Genomic DNA, 239 nt, shown 5'->3' on the forward strand with positions numbered 1-239 from the left:
TGCTGGCAACTAAGATCAAGGGTTGCGCTCGTTGCGGGACTTAACCCAACATCTCACGACACGAGCTGACGACAACCATGCACCACCTGTCTCCTCTGTCCCGAAGGAAAGATCTATCTCTAGACCGATCAGAGGGATGTCAAGACCTGGTAAGGTTCTTCGCGTTGCTTCGAATTAAACCACATACTCCACTGCTTGTGCGGGTCCCCGTCAATTCCTTTGAGTTTCAGTCTTGCGAC

1 rRNA gene is annotated in these 239 nt (G+C 51.5%); it reads right to left on the reverse strand.

The window, feature by feature from the left end:
• A 16S ribosomal RNA gene (locus tag PV403_RS25400) occupies positions 1 to 239 on the reverse strand; the annotation flags it as partial.

It is taken from the genome of Paenibacillus sp. GYB006 (assembly GCF_036577645.1).
Taxonomy (GTDB): Bacteria; Bacillota; Bacilli; order Paenibacillales; family Paenibacillaceae; genus Paenibacillus.